Source organism: Campylobacter sp. RM19072 (assembly GCF_024723485.1).
Taxonomy (GTDB): Bacteria; Campylobacterota; Campylobacteria; order Campylobacterales; family Campylobacteraceae; genus Campylobacter; species Campylobacter porcelli.
In genome coordinates this window covers 43,216-60,865 of sequence record NZ_JANQCU010000006.1, presented here as the reverse complement: position 1 = coordinate 60,865, position 17,650 = coordinate 43,216, and the positions used below count along the sequence as shown (strand labels likewise).

Here is a 17,650-nt window from a genome sequence, read left to right as displayed (position 1 = left end):
AAATTATTTGAGTTCGCCCCAGTTTTTAGCCGCATTATAATTTACCACCAAAGGCACATTTAAGCTAACTACACTACTCATAATATTTGCCACTTTAGCGCTAAATTCATCTACATTTTCATCTTTAACCTCAAAGATTAACTCATCATGAATTTGTAAAAGCAACTTCTCTTCATTTAAAACTTCCATAATTTTTAGCATTGCAAGCTTGATAATATCAGCTGCACTGCCTTGAAATTTAGTATTTACAGCCTCCCTTTCATACATTGCAAGCTGCATAGCCGAAGCACTAGAGAAGTCAAAATACCTTCTTCTGCCAATCAATGTTTGGACAAATCCATCGCTTTTGGCCTGGTCTTTAATGCTTTGTAAATAATCCTTAACACTACTAAAAGCTTCAAAATATCTAGCGATATACTCCTTAGCAGCCTTTTTATCTATACCTAAATCACCGCTTAATTTATTAACCCCCATTCCATAAATCAAACCAAAATTTATGGATTTTGCGATACTTCGGTTTGTATCATTTAACTCGCCAAATATATTGATTGCTGATTGGGCGTGTATATCCTTGCCACTTTTAAAAGCCGATATTAAGGCACTATCACCACTAAAATGAGCTAAAAGTCTAAGCTCGATTTGAGAGTAATCCAAGCTTAAAAGAGTATATCCATCTGCTGCTTCAAAAACAGATCTAAATAGCTTAGCGTAATTTCCACGAGCGGGGATATTTTGTAAATTTGGATTTTTACTAGCTAGGCGTCCAGTGGCTGTGCCAGTGTGGATAAAACTAGTATAAACCCTGCTATTTTCATCATTTAAGGCTAAATTTAAAATAGGCTCACAATATGTGCTTTGGAGCTTATAAAGCTCTCTGTATTCTAAAATTTTAGCTATAGATGGATGAGCGTCAATAAGCTCTTTAAGCACGCTTTCATCGGTACTATATCCGGTTTTAGTGCTTTTTTTACTTGGGAGTTTTAGCTCATTAAATAGCACTTCGCCAAGTTGCTTTGTGGAGTTGATATTAAATTTCATATCACAAAGCTTATAAATTTCGCTTTTTATCATATCAAGCGTGATCTCATTTTGGTTTATTAAATCCCTTAATTTTGCCCTATTTATGGCTATGCCGTTATCTTCCATATCAAGCAAGGTTAGGATAAATTTAAACTCCACATCATAAGCGATTTTTAGCATATCGCTGCTTAGCTTTTTGCTAAGCGTTTTGTAAAATTTCAAAGTTATCCAAGCATCTTCAGCTGCATATTTTGCCGCACTCTCTAGCTCCACACTAGCAAAATTATCTCCCCTTTTTACCACATTTTCAAATTTAATCGTATCATAATCATAAAGCGTTTTAGCTAAAGTATCCATACCCACACTAGCACTAGGATTATCTAACCACGCCATTATCATCGTATCAGCATAATTTTTTGGCGGATTTAAGTTAAAATTATTTAATATAATTTTAAAATCATATTTTAGATTATGGCCTATCACAAAGGCTGAATAAATCCGCTTTATAGCCCACAAAGCCGCCTTGTGGCTTACCATATTTAGGACGCCTAAATAGCTATGGTTTATAGGGACATAATAGCTCTTTTGCTCATTAAAGCAAAAGCTAAATCCAACTATCTTAGCCTCCCTTGCATTTACGCTAGTTGTCTCAGTGTCAAATGCGATAATGGTATCACCATCAATATTTTGTAAAATTTCCTCAAGCTTACTCTCATCAGTTATCAAAATAGGCTCAAAGCTTAAATTTTTTTGCGTATTATCAATATCAAGAGTGGCTAAAAGCCTATTTAGCGAATACTCTTTTAATATATCTTGGATTTTAATTAGCGGATTATCTGTTGGGAATTTGGCATTTTGTAAATTTGGAGTCTCAAGCCCATCGTATAAGGTGGCTAATTTTTTAGATATAATGGCATTTTCCTTGCCCTCAAATAGCAAATTTTTAGTTCTTTCATTGCGGACTTGGTTTAAATTTTCATATAAATTCTCAATATTACCAAACTCATCTAAGAGCTTTTTAGCCCCCTTATCGCCAATGCCCTTAACCCCTGGGATATTATCAGCACTATCTCCTGTAAGAGCTAAGAAATCACGAATTTGCTCTGGATACACGCCATATTTCTCATAGCAACCATCTCTATCATATAGCTCCTTTTTAGCTGGGCTATATATGCTTACTCTATTATTAATTAGCTGATATAGATCCTTATCATGAGTTACAACTTTGATAAATAGATCTTCTTGTGGGTTATTTTTGATAAAGCTTGCTATTATATCATCAGCCTCATATCCTTCAACCCTTAAGCTACACAATCCCATCTTTTCGATCATATCAATACAGATTGGTAGCTGCTCTTTAAGCTCTTTTGGTGCTTCTGTGCGGTTGGCTTTGTAGTTTGGATCTATATCATTTCTAAAGGTCTTACCACCGCTATCAAGAGCAAAAACTATATAATCACTATGAAATTCCTGCTTTAAATTTGCTATGAAATTAGCAAATCCATGCACCATTCCACTTGGTTTGCCATCTGCGTTTTTTAGCCCACTCATCGCATAATAAAGACGGAAAAAAAATCCAAAAGTATCAATTATTGTCAGAGTCTTCACGCTTTCTCCTAAATTTATCACAAATTTTACAAATTCCAAATCTTTGAGCCATATTTCTAAATCCAATTAGAATAAAAATGCCAATATAAATTCCGCCAAAATCCTCTAAAAATCCAACCACAAGCCCCCAAAATCCAATATCATTAGGTCTTGTAGATAGTAGATAGATACTAAAAATAGTCGCACAAACTAAAAATATCCACTTTTTCCACCTTTGTATATCATAAAAAAACCCGATGATAAAGCCTGGCAAAGCACAGATAATGGCGCGCACTAAACTAATTATTAAGACTATTATAATTTCCATTTATATTAAAAACCTACTTGCAACGCTAATAATAGCGGTATTTGAGCGAAGAATATATGGGGAATTTAATGCGAATTTCATAGTTATTTTCTCCCTTTCACTCTGGCTAAATCCACCCTCAGGCCCTACAAAAAGCATATAATCCATCTTATAATTATCTAAATTTTTCCCACCAAAATCAATCAACGCAATATCTTTTTTATAACCCAAAAGCTCATCAACGCTATGAAAAATTGAAATTTCCATCAAAGAGTTTCTACCGCACTGCTGTGAGCTACTGATTAAAATCCGCTCAAATCGCTCCAAATTTAACTTAATATTTCTTTGAGAAAACTCACAATATACTAAATTCAATCGCCCCACACCCAGCTCATTTAAGCTTGGCAAACTCTTTTCTATCACGCTACTATCGACAACAGCCCAGGCTAGTTCAAATTTATGCTCCATAGGCAAAATAAGAGATTTAAAAATCAGCAAGAGAGTAGCCACATGCCTATCTATAGTAGAAATTTCATAGATATAGCTATAGCCATCTTTTAAATTTCTAATATCAACTCTCTTGCCCTCGCTCAATCTAAGAGCCTTTAAATGGCTAAATCCATCGCCATCAATCTTAAGATTTTCGCTCCCAGCACCCTTGTGATAGATAAATTTCATAGCACAATCCCAATATAAGTTCCAAAGCTGACAATTACTATCTCACAAGCTATTTTAATAGCCATAAATCTCTTAAATTTACCAAATTCCTTGCTTATCCTAACTGCTTTTAATCTCTTAAATCCAATCGCCCCAAGTGGAATGAGCGCTATCCAGCAGATAATCATTATCCAAATTGATAAGCTCATAGAAAAGTGTAAAAATGCCAAATTAAGCATACCTGTAAAAAATATAGATGCCATAAATAGATAGTATGTGGGTAAAAAATACATAAGCCGCTTAATATAGCTAAATTTAGTCGTATCGCCGATAAACACAAGCCCAAAATGAAGCACCAACAGCCCCAAAAGTATCTTGATAAATCCAAGATGCAAGCTAATGCTCATATCATATGTCTCTATCATTCTACCACCGGCATAGGAGGGAAATCACTATCTATACTTGCGTTGCCATCGCTTTTGGCTATTGGGACATCTGGTGGCGGGATCTCTATTGCGTTATTTGAATTCTCTTTTACCTCCTTTTTATCGCAACCATAAAAACTAAAAATTATCAAAGATATTAAAGCCAATCTTCTCACTAGCACTCCTTTGGATTTATAAATTTACTACCATTTTTGAGCTTTTCGTAAAAGTCAAAATCACTCCATTCAGCCTTAATCCCATCACTAAAGATTATATCATCTAAATTTATTATCCCCATTTTATAGCTATAAGCATCCTCTTTAAAGCATTGTGCGTAGCCTGTAGCGGTCTCATGAACAATAATGCTATATAGCTCCACGCCTTTTTCGCCATTTTGCATTACGCACTGATTAAGCAATCTATCAATAAGCACAAAAAACACACGGCTAAAATGTTCAGCACTTGGATTATAAGGTAGCTCTATCCAACGCTTAGAGTGCCTTTTCATATCATTTTTATACTGAGTATCATCATTAGCATAAAGCGTGGTAGTGTGATCAAAACTATCAATAATCATTCTAATATGCTGCTTCATCAGACCAAAATCATACACCATTCCAGCAGCGTCTAAATAGTCAGATTTAAGCAGCACCTCGCACCTGTAGCTATGGCCGTGGATACTCTCTTTACATCTCTTAGAACTACAAAATCTAACTATATGAGCATTTTCAAAATCATAAATTTTCCTAATTATCATACTCTAAACTCCATCTAAATCATTCCAAATTCTAATATGCAACCTATCGCTATAGTTAAATCCATTTTCTATGGCAAAACTCGCCACACTTTTGGCATTTTGGTTTAATTCATCTTGGTTTTTAGCCAGTGGCATACACCAAACTTCGCCATTTTGAATAGATAAAATATCTTTAATCTCAGCTAAATCCCTAGATGTGCTTACAAATTTATAAAAGCAATCAGCATTATTAAATAGCGATTTTAATGCCTTTTTATTAACCCTTTTGTGTAGTGGCTCACCGCTTATAGATAGCTTTACGCTCACTGCGAAGGTGCATTTTTTATAAATTGGAAATTTAGTAAAATCAATCTCAATCGTGCCATTTGTCTCAAACTGAATGCTAAATCCAACGCTAAAAGCATATTCAAGAAATTTTAGCAGATCTCTATCACTATGGTATAAAAGTGGCTCTCCGCCAGTTATAACGATCAAAGGCTTATGCTTTAGGCTAAAAAGAAGACTACTTAAACGCTCAAAATCAAATTTCTCATAATTAAAATGCGATGATTGCGCTGCTCTAATGGTATCACAACCTAGCAAAATCTCTCCACTCTTAGGCGATATAAGCTTAGAGCCAAAGCCTTGACATTTTAGATTACAACCACCAAGACGGATAAAAAAGGCGTTTTTACCTTGGAATTTACCCTCTCCTTGAATAGAGTTAAAATACTCGACAACCTCAACCATCTCTAACCACCAGTTTGATAAAATGCCCTACTTGAGATCTCGCCTTTGCCATCATTTTCCCATTTATTCTTCTCTGGCTTTGCCTCTAGGACATCTTTTAAAATTTGCTTAGCCTTATCATAATCTCCACTTCTCATAGCCTCTTTTATACTCTTTCCATCTTCATAGTATAAACATGGTATCAAAAGCCCATCAGCACTTAATCTAAGCCTATTACAACTAGCACAAAAATCATGCTTATGCGGATCGATAATGCCAAATTTATACCCATCGCTAGTCTCAAATAGGCTTGATGGGCTATTTGGGCTTTTGGTAATCTCTTTTATGCTATATTTTTTAGATAAAATATCTAAAATATCATCCTTTCTAAGCCCCTTTAAATCGCTACTGGCGTGAGTATTTTCCATAAATTCAATATATCTAATTTGTGCGTTTTTACTCCTAGCAAACTCCAAAAGATCTATAATCTCATTATCATTTATCCCTTTAAGCACAACGCTATTTAGCTTTATCCCAAATCCCTCTTTTACAGCCTCATTAATTCCATCTAAAACTTGATTTAAAACATCTTTTCTAGCTATGAAATTTGCCTTTTTCTCATCTAAAGTATCAAGAGAGATATTTAATCTTTTTAATCCAGATTCTCTTAGCACCTTAGCTTTTTGTTTTAGATAGTATCCATTTGTCGTCATTGCTAGATCAAGATCTGGCTTATAATCATTTATCATTTTTACAAATTTCTCTATATCTCTTCTTACTAAAGGCTCTCCGCCAGTTAATCTAATCTTTTTAACTCCATTATCAAGGCAAATTTTAACAAAATCAAACATCTCTTCATAGCTTAAAATATTACTTCTTCCAATATTATTAAACTCACCATCTTCAGGCATACAATATCTACACTTAAAATTACAAAGCTGGGTTACTGAAATTCGCAAATAATCAATCACTCTGCCAAATTTATCTACTAACATCATATCTCTTTTTTAAATTTCAAAATCATAGTCACCTGCCCCACCCCAAGCTGTAAATCCCTAGCTATGGCCTCTGGAGTCTTACCAGCTCTAAACATCTCAACAACCCTATTTTCATTATTTGCCTCAAAGCTTGGCGGAGTGATCTTGCCTATGCTTTTAGTGCGTTCTTCTAGACTATAAAGTCTCTCTTGTTGCTCATCTTTTATCTCATTTACGGCTTGTTCTATGATATGGACATTTTGTAAGATTGGGGAGATTTTCTGCGTTAATCCTTCGCTGATTTTTAGCTCAATTTGGCTATTTATCTCATTCATATCTATCTCATTTTGTATAATTGGCCCAGCGGTTGGGATCTCTTTTATCTGCCTTTTTAGCTGATAATTCTCCTTAATAAGCCCCTCTATAGCCAACTCAAATTTAGAAAATTTCGCATTTATCTGCTTATCCCTTAGCCAAAAAATTGCCCCAAAAACGCCTAAAAGCAGTATAAAAGCGATGTAAAGTAATATCTCATTGCTCACTATTTTTTGCCTTTCTTATCTCTAATCTATCACTCTCAGCCACAAAGGCATTCCACTCTTTTTCATTCCCTCTTGATACTTTTAAAATTTTTGCACATTTTGGCGTAACGGCTTTAAAATATATCAAAACTTCACGCTTTATAAATAGTGGTAAATTCACTCTAGCGAAGTAAATCACCCCAACTTCTAAACACTCATCATCAAACTCAAATCCCTCATACCCAATCTTGCTTGTTTGGTGGTGAAATTTAAGTGGCTTTGGTGGATTATGCTGATTTTTAATAATATTTGACAATTCATCTACTTTTTTATAAAGCTCCACAAGCAATTTTATTGTAAGCGGATCGCTATTCTCACCTTCTCCACGCACCTTTTCATGGCTAAGCCACTCATCTATACTACTTCTACTTTGGTTAAATTCAGCCTCGTATCCATACTCTTCATCAGGCTCAAAGCTAATCTCAACTCTCCCATTAATTAATCTAAAATCTACCATAAACTCACCAATACAAAAATAAAAAATATTATCCCCAAATAGCCATTAAGAGTAAAAAATGCCCTATCTATCTTACTAAAATCACGCCTAACAATCCTATGCTCAAAGTATAAAATCACCCCACTTACAACCACGCCTAAAAATGCTATAAATCCAAGATTAGCACTAATTACAAATAGCAACCAAAAAAGTATAGTTAAAAAATGAAAAATCCCACAAATAAACATAGAGGCCTTTGCTCCATAAATGCTAGGAATACTAAATAATTCCATCTTTTTATCATACTCCATATCTTGAAGTGAGTATAAAATATCAAATCCAGCCACCCAAAATACAACCCCAAATGAGAGCAAAAGCACCCACAAAGGCACTTCAGCCAACACAGCAATCGCCCCAGCAATCGGCGAAAGTCCAAGGCAAACTCCAAGCATAATATGCGCTAAAGCTGAAAATCTCTTAAAATATGAATAAGCACCAAGAAGTGCTAAAATCACAAAGCTAAGCCAAAAAGCAAGAGAATTGATAAAATACGCCACAATCACAAAAATAAGAGCATTAATCCAGATAAAAATCAATAAATTCCCACTACCAATTCTACCATCTACGCTTGGGCGAGAGGCGCATCTGGGATTATCTTTATCAATATCTCTATCTAGATATCGGTTTGCTGCCATAGCAAAATTCCTAGCACTCACAGCACACAAAAGACCTAAAATCAATAGCTCCCAGCCAAACCATATTGAGTCATTCGCACTTTTAGATGCCACAATCATCGCTACAAATATAAACGGCAAGGCAAAAATAGAGTGCTTAAACACGATTAATTCATTAATATCTTTTAAAATTTGTATAAATTTTGCCATATTTTTCCTTTTAAGGTTTGTATTTTAGCGAAATTTATCTAAATTTTGATTGATAAAATAGTGATTTTAAGCATATTAGGGCATTGGTTTGGATAAAATATCAAAAATTAAAGAGTGTGAAATGTTTTATCAATTTGCCATCATAGGCACCACCGCAAGTGGTAAAAGCGACCTAGCTATCAATGTAGCACAGAGATTAAATGCGGTGATTTTAAGCCTTGATTCTTTATGTTTATACAAAGAGATAGATATAGCAAGTGCTAAGCCTAAAAAAGATGAATTAGAGCTTATAAGGCACTTTGGGATTAATCTTGTTAGCCCTGATATGGAGTTTTGCGTGGGGGATTTTATCAATGAGTATAATCACGCTTTAGCCTATGCAAAAAGCCAAAATATCCCACTTATCATAACCGGCGGAAGTGGATTTTATCTCAAATCTATGTTAAGTGGCTTAGCACCAAAAATTGAGCCAATAAAGATTGAGATAAGTGATGATGAAATTTGGGATTTGGCAATGAAAATTGATAGGGAATTTTGTGCTAAATTTAGCAAAAATGATAAATTTAGACTACGCAAATGGTATCAAATTTACGCTCAAACTAGTAATATTCCATCTCAATGGCTACGCCTTAATACTGGTGAGCCAGTTATTAAAAATTTAACTATTTTTGAGCTTGTATGGGATAAATTTGAGTTAATAGAACGCATAAAAATTCGCACCAAAAATATGCTTAAAAATGGCTTAATAGATGAGGCAAAGGATCTATTTAAACGCTATAATAGTGCGTTAAAACCGCTAAATTCCATAGGTCTTAAAGAGACTAAAGAGTATCTTGATGGAAAAATAGATATAGATGAGCTTAGCAATTTAATCACAATCCACACAACGCAATTAGCCAAACGACAAAGAACTTTTAATAAAAGCTTTAACTCTATAAAAATTGATGGTAAAAATTTAAATTTAGATAATTTTTTAGCTCAAATATCAAATTCCATCAACTAATCTTTTTTGCTCATTACATAGGGCTTTCCACTGACTATCTTGAGCGATATTTAAACACTCATTTATATAGGGGGTAGCGGCTTTTGGGTTGTTTTGCGAGATCTCTATTTGCGCAATTGTATGCAAGGCTCTAGCTCTATTTTGTGGTTTTAAATTTCTATTTAAGAGATCTAAAACCATATTTTTAGCCTCTAATAGCTCCGAGTCCGCCACTAAATTATCAATATATATAAAATTTGCCTCTGGGCTAAATGTATCGATATTTAACTTAGTTTGTAGATCCAAAACTTTTTTTGAGTAGTTTTTAGCTAGTTTATTACCCTTATCATTAGCATAAATCATAGCAGCGTCATAAGCTTCAATCAGCATAATATCAATACCCTTATTATCCTCCACAGCCCTTAATGCCAAGGTGGCTTCATCAAATCTATCTAATTTTAAAAGTGAGTAAAATCTATATATTATAGCCTCGCTTGGATCGCTATATGGCACCTTACTAGCAAGCTCTACAGCCTTAAAACTACTATCTATAGCAGCAATAAATTGAGATAGTTTATAATTAATCTTAGTTAAATTATTTAGCCAAACAACTCTATTATTTAAATTTGGATCATTTATATTTTCATTAGCTAAGTTATAGGCTTGCGTGTATCGTTTTGTTCTATAATAGCAGTTAAATAATTTGAATTTATCTACTATTTGATTCTCTATTTCATACTTATCTACTAAACCAACCACATCTAAACAATCCAAATTTTGGTTATATCTATTTGCTAGATTTAAAGCAGAAGTATTCATCATATCAGTAATATCACTTTGATTTAAATCAACTATTAGGCTATTTAAATTTAAAATATCATTATATCTTTTCTCATCAAAGCTAAGCTTTACTTCTGCGATGAGAGCTATTTTGGCTAGTTCTTGTCCTTGGTATTTATCTAATAATTTATTATAATGCGCATGCTTCTCATCGCTACTCATATCTGGCATATCAAAAAATAGACGATCAAGTGCATACTCTATCTCGCTACTAAATTCATTATCTGGGAATTCTTGCTTATACTTTTGTAAATACTCATATGAGCTTACTGGTTCTACTCCACGCACTAGCGTAGTCCCAAGGCGTCTAAGACTAATCTCATAATATCCATCATGAAGATGAGAATCATCAAAAACTACTTTATAAATCTTAGCCGCTGTATCAAATAGATTATTCACCCTTAGCTCATCAGCAACCTCCATACTATAGCCCTTATCGTTTATAATATATTTGGGATTTGCCACTACGACCTTGTCTATATACTGGGCTGCTTCAGAAAATCTTTGTTGCGATAGGTAAATTTTAACTAATTTAAATGATGCCTCACTAGCCACATCAACATCATTTGAGCTATATAAAACATCTTCGTAAAATCTCATTGCGTCATTTAATTTGCCACGAGATACTAGATGATCAGCATAGCCTATTATAGCACGATTTGTCCATGTATCATTGCTGTGTTCGGTCATTAAAATATCTAATATATACTCCGCATCATCAAATAGATCGCTACTAAGATTTGCCATCATATTAATATATAAAATTTCTGGATAATTCCTATCTGAGCCATTAAATCTCATCCAAACCTTAGCTAACTCAATTATATTTGAGTTCATCTTTTGTATAGCTTGATACTGGGTTTCTTCTTTGATTAGCTTATCCATAGAGCGAATTTGGTATAATAAAAACTCCCCTAAAAATATACTATCAGGGTGGGATTTCATAGCTTTTTGACTCTCAAATATCACCTCTTTATAATTTTGCCGTTCATAGTTTCTCTTTATCAAAAGATAGATACCCATATCCCCATTTTCATTATAAGTAATTGGCTCTTTATTTAAATCCAACGCACCGACGCTTGGGCGAAGTAAATTTGGATATTTGATAGGAAACTCAATCCCATTAATATAACTTGTATCTAGCTCATTTAACTGCTTATTTATATTGATTGTAAAGTGCTTAGAGCGATTAGATTTATTGGCTTTAGAGTTTTGTGAGTCAAAAAGTCTATTATTAGCATTAAATATTCTAGAAGTGATTTTAGGCTCAATTATTACCACAAATCCATCATCTAAAGGATGAAAGCTAATCTTAGCAAATGGCAAATCTTGGTTTTTTAAATTCTGATTTAATTTAGTAAATACCTTACAACTATATATCTTATTCTCTTCGCTATTACGCTCATCACATATCATCTCCTTATCATCTTGAAGATGTATTATATAGTAGGGATTGCCACTATGCTTTCCACTATTAATGCTAAATGTAAAGGCATTTAAACAAGAGCAAAAAAATATGAAAAAAACTAAATATCTCATAACTTTAATTATATCATAAATAAATTGAGCTTAGACTCGAGCGTGGGCTGATTTTTAAATCATTTAAATTTATAAAATTTCCCTTTTGGTATTTTTCTACACCAGCCCTTGCTATCATAACTGCGTTATCGCTACAAAACTCCATAGGAGCAAGGAGCAAACTCATATCAAATTTATCACAAATCTCAAGCAATCTACCTCTTAAATATTTATTTGCACTCGCTCCACCTACAACGCCTAAGCTACTAAATTTTCTTTGATTACAAATCTTACTAAGCTTATCTATTATATGCTCACAAGCAGCCCTTTGAAACCCAAATGCTATATCAGCAAAATCCTTATTGCCATTTATTAAGCTTTTTTCTATCTCTATTCTAACTTGATTTTTCAACCCAGAAAAGCTATATTCCAAACGGCTATCTCCCTTTAATGGAATAGTAAATTTATATCTATCTTTAGTGGATTTTGTAGCTAAATTCTCTATAGCCACCCCACCAGGATAGCCAAGCCCCATCATCTTAGCCACCTTATCAAAGCTCTCACCAAAACTATCATCGCTAGTTGCCACAAGCACAGCGATATCGCCATTTTCATTGATATCTAAAACCATAGTATGACCACCACTTACTAAAAGCACTCCAAGAGGCAACCTTGCAGGAGAGTTTAAAAATAGCGAGTATATATGACCAACTAGGTGATTTATCTCAATAAGCGGTAGCTTCAAAGCGATACTTAAAGCCTTCGCCACGCTAACACCGCTAACAAGGCTAACGCTAAGCCCTGGGCTATTTGTTACAGCAATGGCTTTAATATCCTTAAAATATGGCTTAATCTCTTTAATTAAATTTGGTAAAGCAGCAGTATGAAGTCTTGCAGCTAATTCAGGAACCACACCGCCATATTTGCTATGTTCTAACTCTTGGGTTATCTTTTTATGATAAATAAGATCTAAATTCAACCCCATAAGCGCTATAGAGCTATCATCACAGCTACTTTCAATCCCTAATATCACTTAGCAAACTCCACTAAAATCATACCAATAAATTTATCTTTACCATCGCACATTTCATAGAATTCAACCCTATAAATTTGCTCCTTTTTATCCATTGAAAAGCGTGATTTTATCATATCTTTGGTTATTTTAATACCGCTTTCATCTGATATAGTGGTGCCATATCCGATTATATTTGCCCTTACTCCATCTTTTGGCATAATCATAAAACTACTATCGACTACAATTTTTTGACCAAGTTTAACAAATTTAGGCTCATCATCATCAATTCTAATGCCAATCTCATCAATCAAATTTGAGTATTCAAAAAACTCAGGAGTAAATCTAGTGATAATATTATTGCCATAGTGGATATTATAAATACCTTGAGTTTTTGTAAGTGCTACAAGAGCATTATCACAATCAAAATCAAGCTTACCATCGCTAGAAAGCGGGATATATCCTAGCCTAGATTTTGGCAAATAAAATAGAAATTTACCGCACACAAGCACGGATAAATCCTCATCTAAGGCCTTTTTAACTCCTTGTGGGGTTAGCTCAAAATCGCGTTTAAACTCTATCCCAGCTAACTTTAAATACTCCTCAACTGCGATTAAATGATAATATACCCTCTCATTAATTGGCAAGCTCTTACTAGCCTCATTTGCATATGCGGATTTGCCATTTTTTATCGCAAAATATGATAAGCTCTTTAACATCTCTTTATCCCCATCAGAGGTGCGGGTGTTGCGAAGATGATACTTATGCTTAGGGTCTAAAATCTTGCTATTTAATCTATCTACTACTTTATTGGCATTTTGTTCTAAATCGCCATATAACGCACCATCAAGGGTGGATTGATCGATAATAACTATATTTCCCCAGCGATTTGGATTCATCATTTGGTTTATATATTTTGGGCGATAAAATCCACTTCCATCATGTAAATTCACAAGCATACTAATATTTGGTTGTAAGACTAAGGATTTAATCTGCTCTACAACATCTTTTTCTGGATCTTTATCTGAAATTTTATCAAATTTTCTATTCATATCCCCATTTACACCGCGAGATTTTTTCAAAATACTTGGCATATTTAAATTTGGGACTACATATAAAGAGCCAGATATAATCTCATATTTTCTAGCAAGTAAATTCGCTGACATAAAACCACCTGGCTCATCGCCTTGAATTCCGCCAGTTACAAGCACGGTATTATTATCATCAACCCCAAGTTTTATCAAAGAAAACTCGCCATAAGCATAACTAGAAAAGATAAAAATGGTCAAAAATATAGTAAGATTACGCAATACAATTTCCTTATAATTTTCTCATAATTTTAATAATTTTTTGTTAAGAATTGGTAAAATCTAGGTATTATATCTAATTTTGATATAATCTTTTACCTTTTTATTTATCTCAACTACGCTCTCTAAGCTATCTAATCTAAAGCTACTAAATTTATCCAAAGCATCAAAAATCGCATCGCTAATGGAGTTAAATTTAACCTTCTTACTCAAAAATCCAGCCACAATCTCATCATTAGCCGCATTTATAATAGCACCAATTTTAGGATTTTTTAATAACTCATCTTTTAAGCTAAATGCTCTATATCTATTTAAATCAACCAGTTCAAAAGTTATATTTTGTAAGGCTTGAATATCTAAATTCTCAATTATCCTTTGATTGCTAAGACCAATGGCATGAGCTATGGCTAATCTCATATCTGGCTTTGAGATATGAGCTGTCGTGGAGCCATCTTTGAACTCGATTAATGCGTGGATTAGAGATTTTGTCTCTATATAGGCATCTATATTTTTACATCCATAAAGCCAAAATGCCTCAATAACCTCAAATAGCTTATTTACCATCGTGGCACTATCGATGGTAATCTTTGCCCCCATATTCCAATTTGGGTGCTTTAGGGCATCTTCTACACTTACATCTTTTAATGTAGTAATATCGCGATTATAAAACGCCCCACCACTTGCTGTGATAATCAATCTATGGATTTTAGGGCGATCTTTTAATAGAAATTTAAGCCCAAAATGCTCACTATCAATTGGAGTGATTTTTGCACAATCTAAAAATTGCCCACCTACTACAAGGCTCTCTTTATTTGCTAAGGCTAAATCAAATCCAAGCTTTAAAGCTAGCACACTAGGAGTTAATCCATCAAATCCTACAAAAGCATTTATAAGCTTTGTGCTTCCAATTTCATCACTACACGCCTTTAAAAAGCTCTCTATTCCATCATTTTTGCTAAAGACAAATTTATGATTAACCAAAGGTTTTAAGCTATCATCATCTATATATACTAATTTTGGAGCAAACTCTTTAATTTGCGAATTTAAAACCTTTAAATTACTTTTACAAGCTAAGGCTTCTACTTTTAAATTATGCTCTCTAGCTAATCTCAAAGCATTTAAACCGATACTCCCGCTACTACCAAGAACTATCATATAAGCACCATATACATCGCTAAAACACCAAATAAATATCCATCAATTCTATCTAAAATTCCACCTTGCTCTCCAAGTAGCACTCCGCTATCTTTAACGCCAGCTAAACGCTTTAAATAGCTCTCAAACAGATCGCCAAATATACCAAAAATCACAACCCCAACACTACATAAAACAACGATAATAAAAGCAATATCCATTAAAAATAGCCCAGATACTATCCCAAAAATTATACCTATAATCAATCCGCCACATACCCCCTCAAGCGTCTTATTTGGGCTTGATGGGCTAAAACTTCTCTTACCAAAAAATTTTCCCACAAAATACGCCCCACTATCACTAGCAATAATAGTAAAAATCAGCCAAAATAACGCCGAAACACCATAACTTTGATATATCGCAAATAGTATAAAAATAGGCGCAACTGGATAGATGAAAGGCAAAATAAGCTTTAAATTCTCATTTTTAGAATATGCTAAAACACTAGCTACCACAACTAAATTTAAGATAATAATCTTAAAAACATCTTGTATCCCACCAACAAATGGAAGCAAGGTAAAAAACACCACCGCAATCACAACTATAGACTTTTGTTTAAGATTATAAAGATTTAAGCTCTCTAGCACCGCTAAAGCTAAAATAGCACCAAAAATTATGAAATTGAGCCAAAAAATATCTAGCACCGCTATAACCAAAAACGCCACAAATAAGGCTATGCCAACCATAATTCTATTTCTCATAAAACCTTCCTTAAAAGCTGTGATTTTATCTAATTTTAGCTAAAATTAAACCAAATTTATTCTATAAATTTAAAAACACTTTGACGCTTATTATGTAGATCAAAATATTTTATCTCCACCTTTCCAGCCATATTTGGCAGCCTACACTGCAACGCCCATTGACGCACCACTCTATCTAAAGGGTTTTTTATCCCATCTATACGGCAACTATCTATAATCTGCCCTTCAAAGCTTACTTGAACGCTATTTGTATCACTTCCATATATATAAGCCCCCATTGCTCCACGCTTTGCGACCACTATATCAATCTTAGAGATACTCCCTGCGTTTAAAACCACACAAAAAATCGCTAAAATAAAAATTCTCATCTCACACCACTATATCAAGCTTTTGAAATTTAACATCTTCGCTATCATCATCTACCTCATCATCGCTGCGTTTACGCTTATGATTTTGCTCGTTTAAATCCTCTTTTTGCGTCTGCTTTTCATGCTCATTTTCTGGATCAATTTTATAGGTCTCTTCAGTGGGGCGAACCTCTTCTACCTCTTTTTTCTTTTCAGCCGAAGCTGCGGCATTCATCGCCATTTGCATATCTAATTTTGATTGGAAATCACTTTGAACTGAAGCTGCTGCAGGAGTATTTTGATTGACATAAATCGCATTTGAGATGGGGCTGATTGCCATAATTTTCCTTTTTATTTTGCATATTTTACCAAGTAAATCGGCAAATTTAATAATATTTGCAAATTTAAACAATAAATATAGCTATTAATTAATAAAAAAATGTTAATATTTATGCCAACTCATTAAAAGGAAAAATATGAAAATAGTATGTTTAGATGCTAATACCTTGGGTAATGATGTGGATTTAAAGAGCATATTTGGCAAATTTGGGGAGTTTATCAGCTATGATATGACTGATGAAAATCAGACTATAGATAGACTTCAAGGTGCTGATATTGTGCTAACAAATAAGGTTTTAATCACAAAAGATGTAATTACAAAAACAAATTTAAAATTAATTTGCGTTACGGCAACTGGTGTAAATAATATAGATTTAGAAGCGGCTAAAAATGCAAATATAGTAGTAAAAAATGTCGCTGGCTACTCCACTAATAGCGTAGTCCAACAAACTTTTGCTAATATTTTAGCCATTAGAAATAGCACAAGCTACTATGAAAATTATGGTAAAAGTAGCGATGGCTGGGCTAAAAGTCCGATATTTGTAAATTTAGATAGACCAATATTTGAGCTTAGTAATAAGAAATTTTGCGTTGTTGGTCTTGGAACGATTGGTCTTGAAGTGGCTAAGGTAGCACAAGCCTTTGGTTGTGAAGTCTGCTACTACTCAACAAGCAATAATAACTCAAATCCAAATTTCAAAAGAGTTAGCTTTAAAGAGGTTTTAAAATGCGATATAATCAGCATTCACGCACCACTTAATGAGAATACAAAAAATCTTTTTAATGCTAAGGCTTTAGATGAGTTAAAAGATGGAGCAATGCTCGTAAATAGCGGTCGTGGCGGGATCGTTGATGAGGAAAAAATCGCAAATTTAATCGATGAGCGTAAGATTTATTTTATCACTGATGTGCTTGAAAAAGAGCCAATTAGAGCTAATCACCCTTTATTAAAAGTCAAAAATAAAGATAGATTGATGATTACTCCGCATATTGCTTGGGCTAGTGTGGAGGCTAGAAAAAAACTAATTGAGCTAAGTGCTAAAAATATAGAAGATTTCTTAAAGGGGTGAA

General features: G+C 33.8%; 20 protein-coding genes. 2 read left to right on the top strand and 18 right to left on the bottom strand.

What is annotated here, in order from left to right; genetic code table 11:
* Positions 1-3: 3 nt before the first annotated feature.
* From polA to mqnP, 11 genes are read right to left on the bottom strand one after another with little or no spacing between them, the layout of a single operon-like run.
* Positions 4-2,628, bottom strand: coding sequence for a DNA polymerase I (gene polA / locus CSUIS19072_RS04580; RefSeq protein WP_086242469.1), 2,625 nt, complete (start codon positions 2,626-2,628; stop codon positions 4-6).
* Positions 2,606-2,935, bottom strand: coding sequence for a hypothetical protein (locus CSUIS19072_RS04575; RefSeq protein WP_086237389.1), 330 nt, complete (start codon positions 2,933-2,935; stop codon positions 2,606-2,608). The genes polA and CSUIS19072_RS04575 overlap by 23 nt, the downstream gene beginning before the upstream one ends.
* On the bottom strand, positions 2,936-3,592 hold the full coding sequence (locus tag CSUIS19072_RS04570) for a 16S rRNA (uracil(1498)-N(3))-methyltransferase (RefSeq protein WP_086237388.1): 657 nt from the start codon (positions 3,590-3,592) through the stop codon (positions 2,936-2,938). It lies immediately after the preceding gene.
* Positions 3,589-3,996, bottom strand: coding sequence for a hypothetical protein (locus CSUIS19072_RS04565; RefSeq protein ID WP_086293134.1), 408 nt, complete (start codon positions 3,994-3,996; stop codon positions 3,589-3,591). The genes CSUIS19072_RS04570 and CSUIS19072_RS04565 overlap by 4 nt, the downstream gene beginning before the upstream one ends.
* Positions 3,993-4,172 (bottom strand): hypothetical protein, encoded by a 180-nt coding sequence (locus CSUIS19072_RS04560; protein ID WP_086237386.1) that lies wholly within the window; start codon positions 4,170-4,172, stop codon positions 3,993-3,995. Before CSUIS19072_RS04560 ends, CSUIS19072_RS04565 begins: the two co-directional genes overlap by 4 nt.
* Positions 4,172-4,753, bottom strand: coding sequence for a 6-pyruvoyl trahydropterin synthase family protein (locus CSUIS19072_RS04555; protein ID WP_086293136.1), 582 nt, complete (start codon positions 4,751-4,753; stop codon positions 4,172-4,174). The genes CSUIS19072_RS04560 and CSUIS19072_RS04555 overlap by 1 nt, the downstream gene beginning before the upstream one ends.
* A 3-nt stretch (positions 4,754-4,756) precedes the next feature.
* The gene (locus tag CSUIS19072_RS04550) at positions 4,757-5,482 is read right to left on the bottom strand and encodes a 7-carboxy-7-deazaguanine synthase QueE (RefSeq protein ID WP_086242466.1); all 726 of its coding nucleotides are present in this window, start codon (positions 5,480-5,482) and stop codon (positions 4,757-4,759) included.
* Positions 5,483-5,484: 2 nt separating this feature from the next.
* Entirely contained in the window at positions 5,485-6,456 is a 972-nt protein-coding gene (gene moaA, locus CSUIS19072_RS04545; RefSeq protein WP_086293138.1) for a GTP 3',8-cyclase MoaA, read from the bottom strand.
* Positions 6,456-6,980 carry a DUF6115 domain-containing protein gene (locus CSUIS19072_RS04540; protein ID WP_086237382.1) on the bottom strand — a complete coding sequence of 175 codons (525 nt, stop codon included), beginning with the start codon at positions 6,978-6,980 and terminating at the stop codon, positions 6,456-6,458. The genes moaA and CSUIS19072_RS04540 overlap by 1 nt, the downstream gene beginning before the upstream one ends.
* Positions 6,970-7,476, bottom strand: coding sequence for a hypothetical protein (locus CSUIS19072_RS04535; protein WP_086237381.1), 507 nt, complete (start codon positions 7,474-7,476; stop codon positions 6,970-6,972). The genes CSUIS19072_RS04540 and CSUIS19072_RS04535 overlap by 11 nt, the downstream gene beginning before the upstream one ends.
* Complete coding sequence (mqnP, locus tag CSUIS19072_RS04530; protein WP_086293140.1) at positions 7,470-8,339, bottom strand: menaquinone biosynthesis prenyltransferase MqnP; 870 nt, start codon at positions 8,337-8,339, stop codon at positions 7,470-7,472. Before mqnP ends, CSUIS19072_RS04535 begins: the two co-directional genes overlap by 7 nt.
* A 121-nt stretch (positions 8,340-8,460) precedes the next feature.
* Here mqnP and miaA point away from each other — a divergent pair, with 121 nt between their 5' ends.
* A complete protein-coding gene (miaA, locus tag CSUIS19072_RS04525; protein ID WP_086237379.1) occupies positions 8,461-9,342 on the top strand; it encodes a tRNA (adenosine(37)-N6)-dimethylallyltransferase MiaA in 882 nt (293 codons plus the stop codon).
* Here the strand turns inward: miaA and CSUIS19072_RS04520 are convergent.
* Genes CSUIS19072_RS04520 through CSUIS19072_RS04490 form a run of 7 tightly spaced genes read right to left on the bottom strand, consistent with a single transcriptional unit; the run spans position 9,325 to position 16,580 of the window.
* On the bottom strand, positions 9,325-11,700 hold the full coding sequence (locus CSUIS19072_RS04520) for a tetratricopeptide repeat protein (RefSeq protein ID WP_086293142.1): 2,376 nt from the start codon (positions 11,698-11,700) through the stop codon (positions 9,325-9,327). The two genes, miaA and CSUIS19072_RS04520, sit on opposite strands and share 18 nt — an antisense overlap.
* Positions 11,701-11,713: 13 nt before the next feature.
* A complete protein-coding gene (tsaD, locus tag CSUIS19072_RS04515) occupies positions 11,714-12,712 on the bottom strand; it encodes a tRNA (adenosine(37)-N6)-threonylcarbamoyltransferase complex transferase subunit TsaD (protein WP_086293144.1) in 999 nt (332 codons plus the stop codon).
* Positions 12,709-14,001, bottom strand: coding sequence for a M99 family carboxypeptidase catalytic domain-containing protein (locus CSUIS19072_RS04510; RefSeq protein WP_236845296.1), 1,293 nt, complete (start codon positions 13,999-14,001; stop codon positions 12,709-12,711). Before CSUIS19072_RS04510 ends, tsaD begins: the two co-directional genes overlap by 4 nt.
* A gap of 60 nt (positions 14,002-14,061) precedes the next feature.
* Positions 14,062-15,153, bottom strand: a complete 1,092-nt coding sequence (gene dxr / locus CSUIS19072_RS04505) for a 1-deoxy-D-xylulose-5-phosphate reductoisomerase (protein WP_086293146.1) — start codon at positions 15,151-15,153, stop codon at positions 14,062-14,064.
* Positions 15,150-15,893 carry a phosphatidate cytidylyltransferase gene (locus CSUIS19072_RS04500; protein ID WP_086293149.1) on the bottom strand — a complete coding sequence of 248 codons (744 nt, stop codon included), beginning with the start codon at positions 15,891-15,893 and terminating at the stop codon, positions 15,150-15,152. The genes dxr and CSUIS19072_RS04500 overlap by 4 nt, the downstream gene beginning before the upstream one ends.
* Positions 15,894-15,949: 56 nt before the next feature.
* The gene (locus CSUIS19072_RS04495) at positions 15,950-16,261 is read right to left on the bottom strand and encodes a hypothetical protein (protein ID WP_086237374.1); all 312 of its coding nucleotides are present in this window, start codon (positions 16,259-16,261) and stop codon (positions 15,950-15,952) included.
* Position 16,262: 1 nt separating this feature from the next.
* Positions 16,263-16,580, bottom strand: a complete 318-nt coding sequence (locus CSUIS19072_RS04490) for a hypothetical protein (protein ID WP_086237373.1) — start codon at positions 16,578-16,580, stop codon at positions 16,263-16,265.
* A 136-nt stretch (positions 16,581-16,716) separates the two neighbouring features.
* Here CSUIS19072_RS04490 and CSUIS19072_RS04485 point away from each other — a divergent pair, with 136 nt between their 5' ends.
* A complete protein-coding gene (locus tag CSUIS19072_RS04485) occupies positions 16,717-17,649 on the top strand; it encodes a D-2-hydroxyacid dehydrogenase (protein ID WP_086293151.1) in 933 nt (310 codons plus the stop codon).
* The last annotated feature ends 1 nt before the right edge of the window (position 17,650 follow it).

Bases quoted from the DNA above. Each gene is read 5' to 3' on its own strand.
- CSUIS19072_RS04535 (WP_086237381.1), bottom strand. From the start codon at position 7,476: ATGGTAGATTTTAGATTAATTAATGGGAGAGTTGAGATTAGCTTTGAG.
- mqnP (WP_086293140.1), bottom strand. From the start codon at position 8,339: ATGGCAAAATTTATACAAATTTTAAAAGATATTAATGAATTAATCGTG.
- CSUIS19072_RS04485 (WP_086293151.1), top strand. From the start codon at position 16,717: ATGAAAATAGTATGTTTAGATGCTAATACCTTGGGTAATGATGTGGAT.
- moaA (WP_086293138.1), bottom strand. From the start codon at position 6,456: ATGTTAGTAGATAAATTTGGCAGAGTGATTGATTATTTGCGAATTTCA.
- miaA (WP_086237379.1), top strand. From the start codon at position 8,461: ATGTTTTATCAATTTGCCATCATAGGCACCACCGCAAGTGGTAAAAGC.
- dxr (WP_086293146.1), bottom strand. From the start codon at position 15,153: ATGATAGTTCTTGGTAGTAGCGGGAGTATCGGTTTAAATGCTTTGAGA.
- CSUIS19072_RS04500 (WP_086293149.1), bottom strand. From the start codon at position 15,893: ATGAGAAATAGAATTATGGTTGGCATAGCCTTATTTGTGGCGTTTTTG.
- CSUIS19072_RS04570 (WP_086237388.1), bottom strand. From the start codon at position 3,592: ATGAAATTTATCTATCACAAGGGTGCTGGGAGCGAAAATCTTAAGATT.
- CSUIS19072_RS04495 (WP_086237374.1), bottom strand. From the start codon at position 16,261: ATGAGAATTTTTATTTTAGCGATTTTTTGTGTGGTTTTAAACGCAGGG.
- CSUIS19072_RS04520 (WP_086293142.1), bottom strand. From the start codon at position 11,700: ATGAGATATTTAGTTTTTTTCATATTTTTTTGCTCTTGTTTAAATGCC.
- CSUIS19072_RS04490 (WP_086237373.1), bottom strand. From the start codon at position 16,580: ATGGCAATCAGCCCCATCTCAAATGCGATTTATGTCAATCAAAATACT.
- CSUIS19072_RS04565 (WP_086293134.1), bottom strand. From the start codon at position 3,996: ATGATAGAGACATATGATATGAGCATTAGCTTGCATCTTGGATTTATC.
- CSUIS19072_RS04550 (WP_086242466.1), bottom strand. From the start codon at position 5,482: ATGGTTGAGGTTGTCGAGTATTTTAACTCTATTCAAGGAGAGGGTAAA.
- CSUIS19072_RS04555 (WP_086293136.1), bottom strand. From the start codon at position 4,753: ATGATAATTAGGAAAATTTATGATTTTGAAAATGCTCATATAGTTAGA.
- CSUIS19072_RS04575 (WP_086237389.1), bottom strand. From the start codon at position 2,935: ATGGAAATTATAATAGTCTTAATAATTAGTTTAGTGCGCGCCATTATC.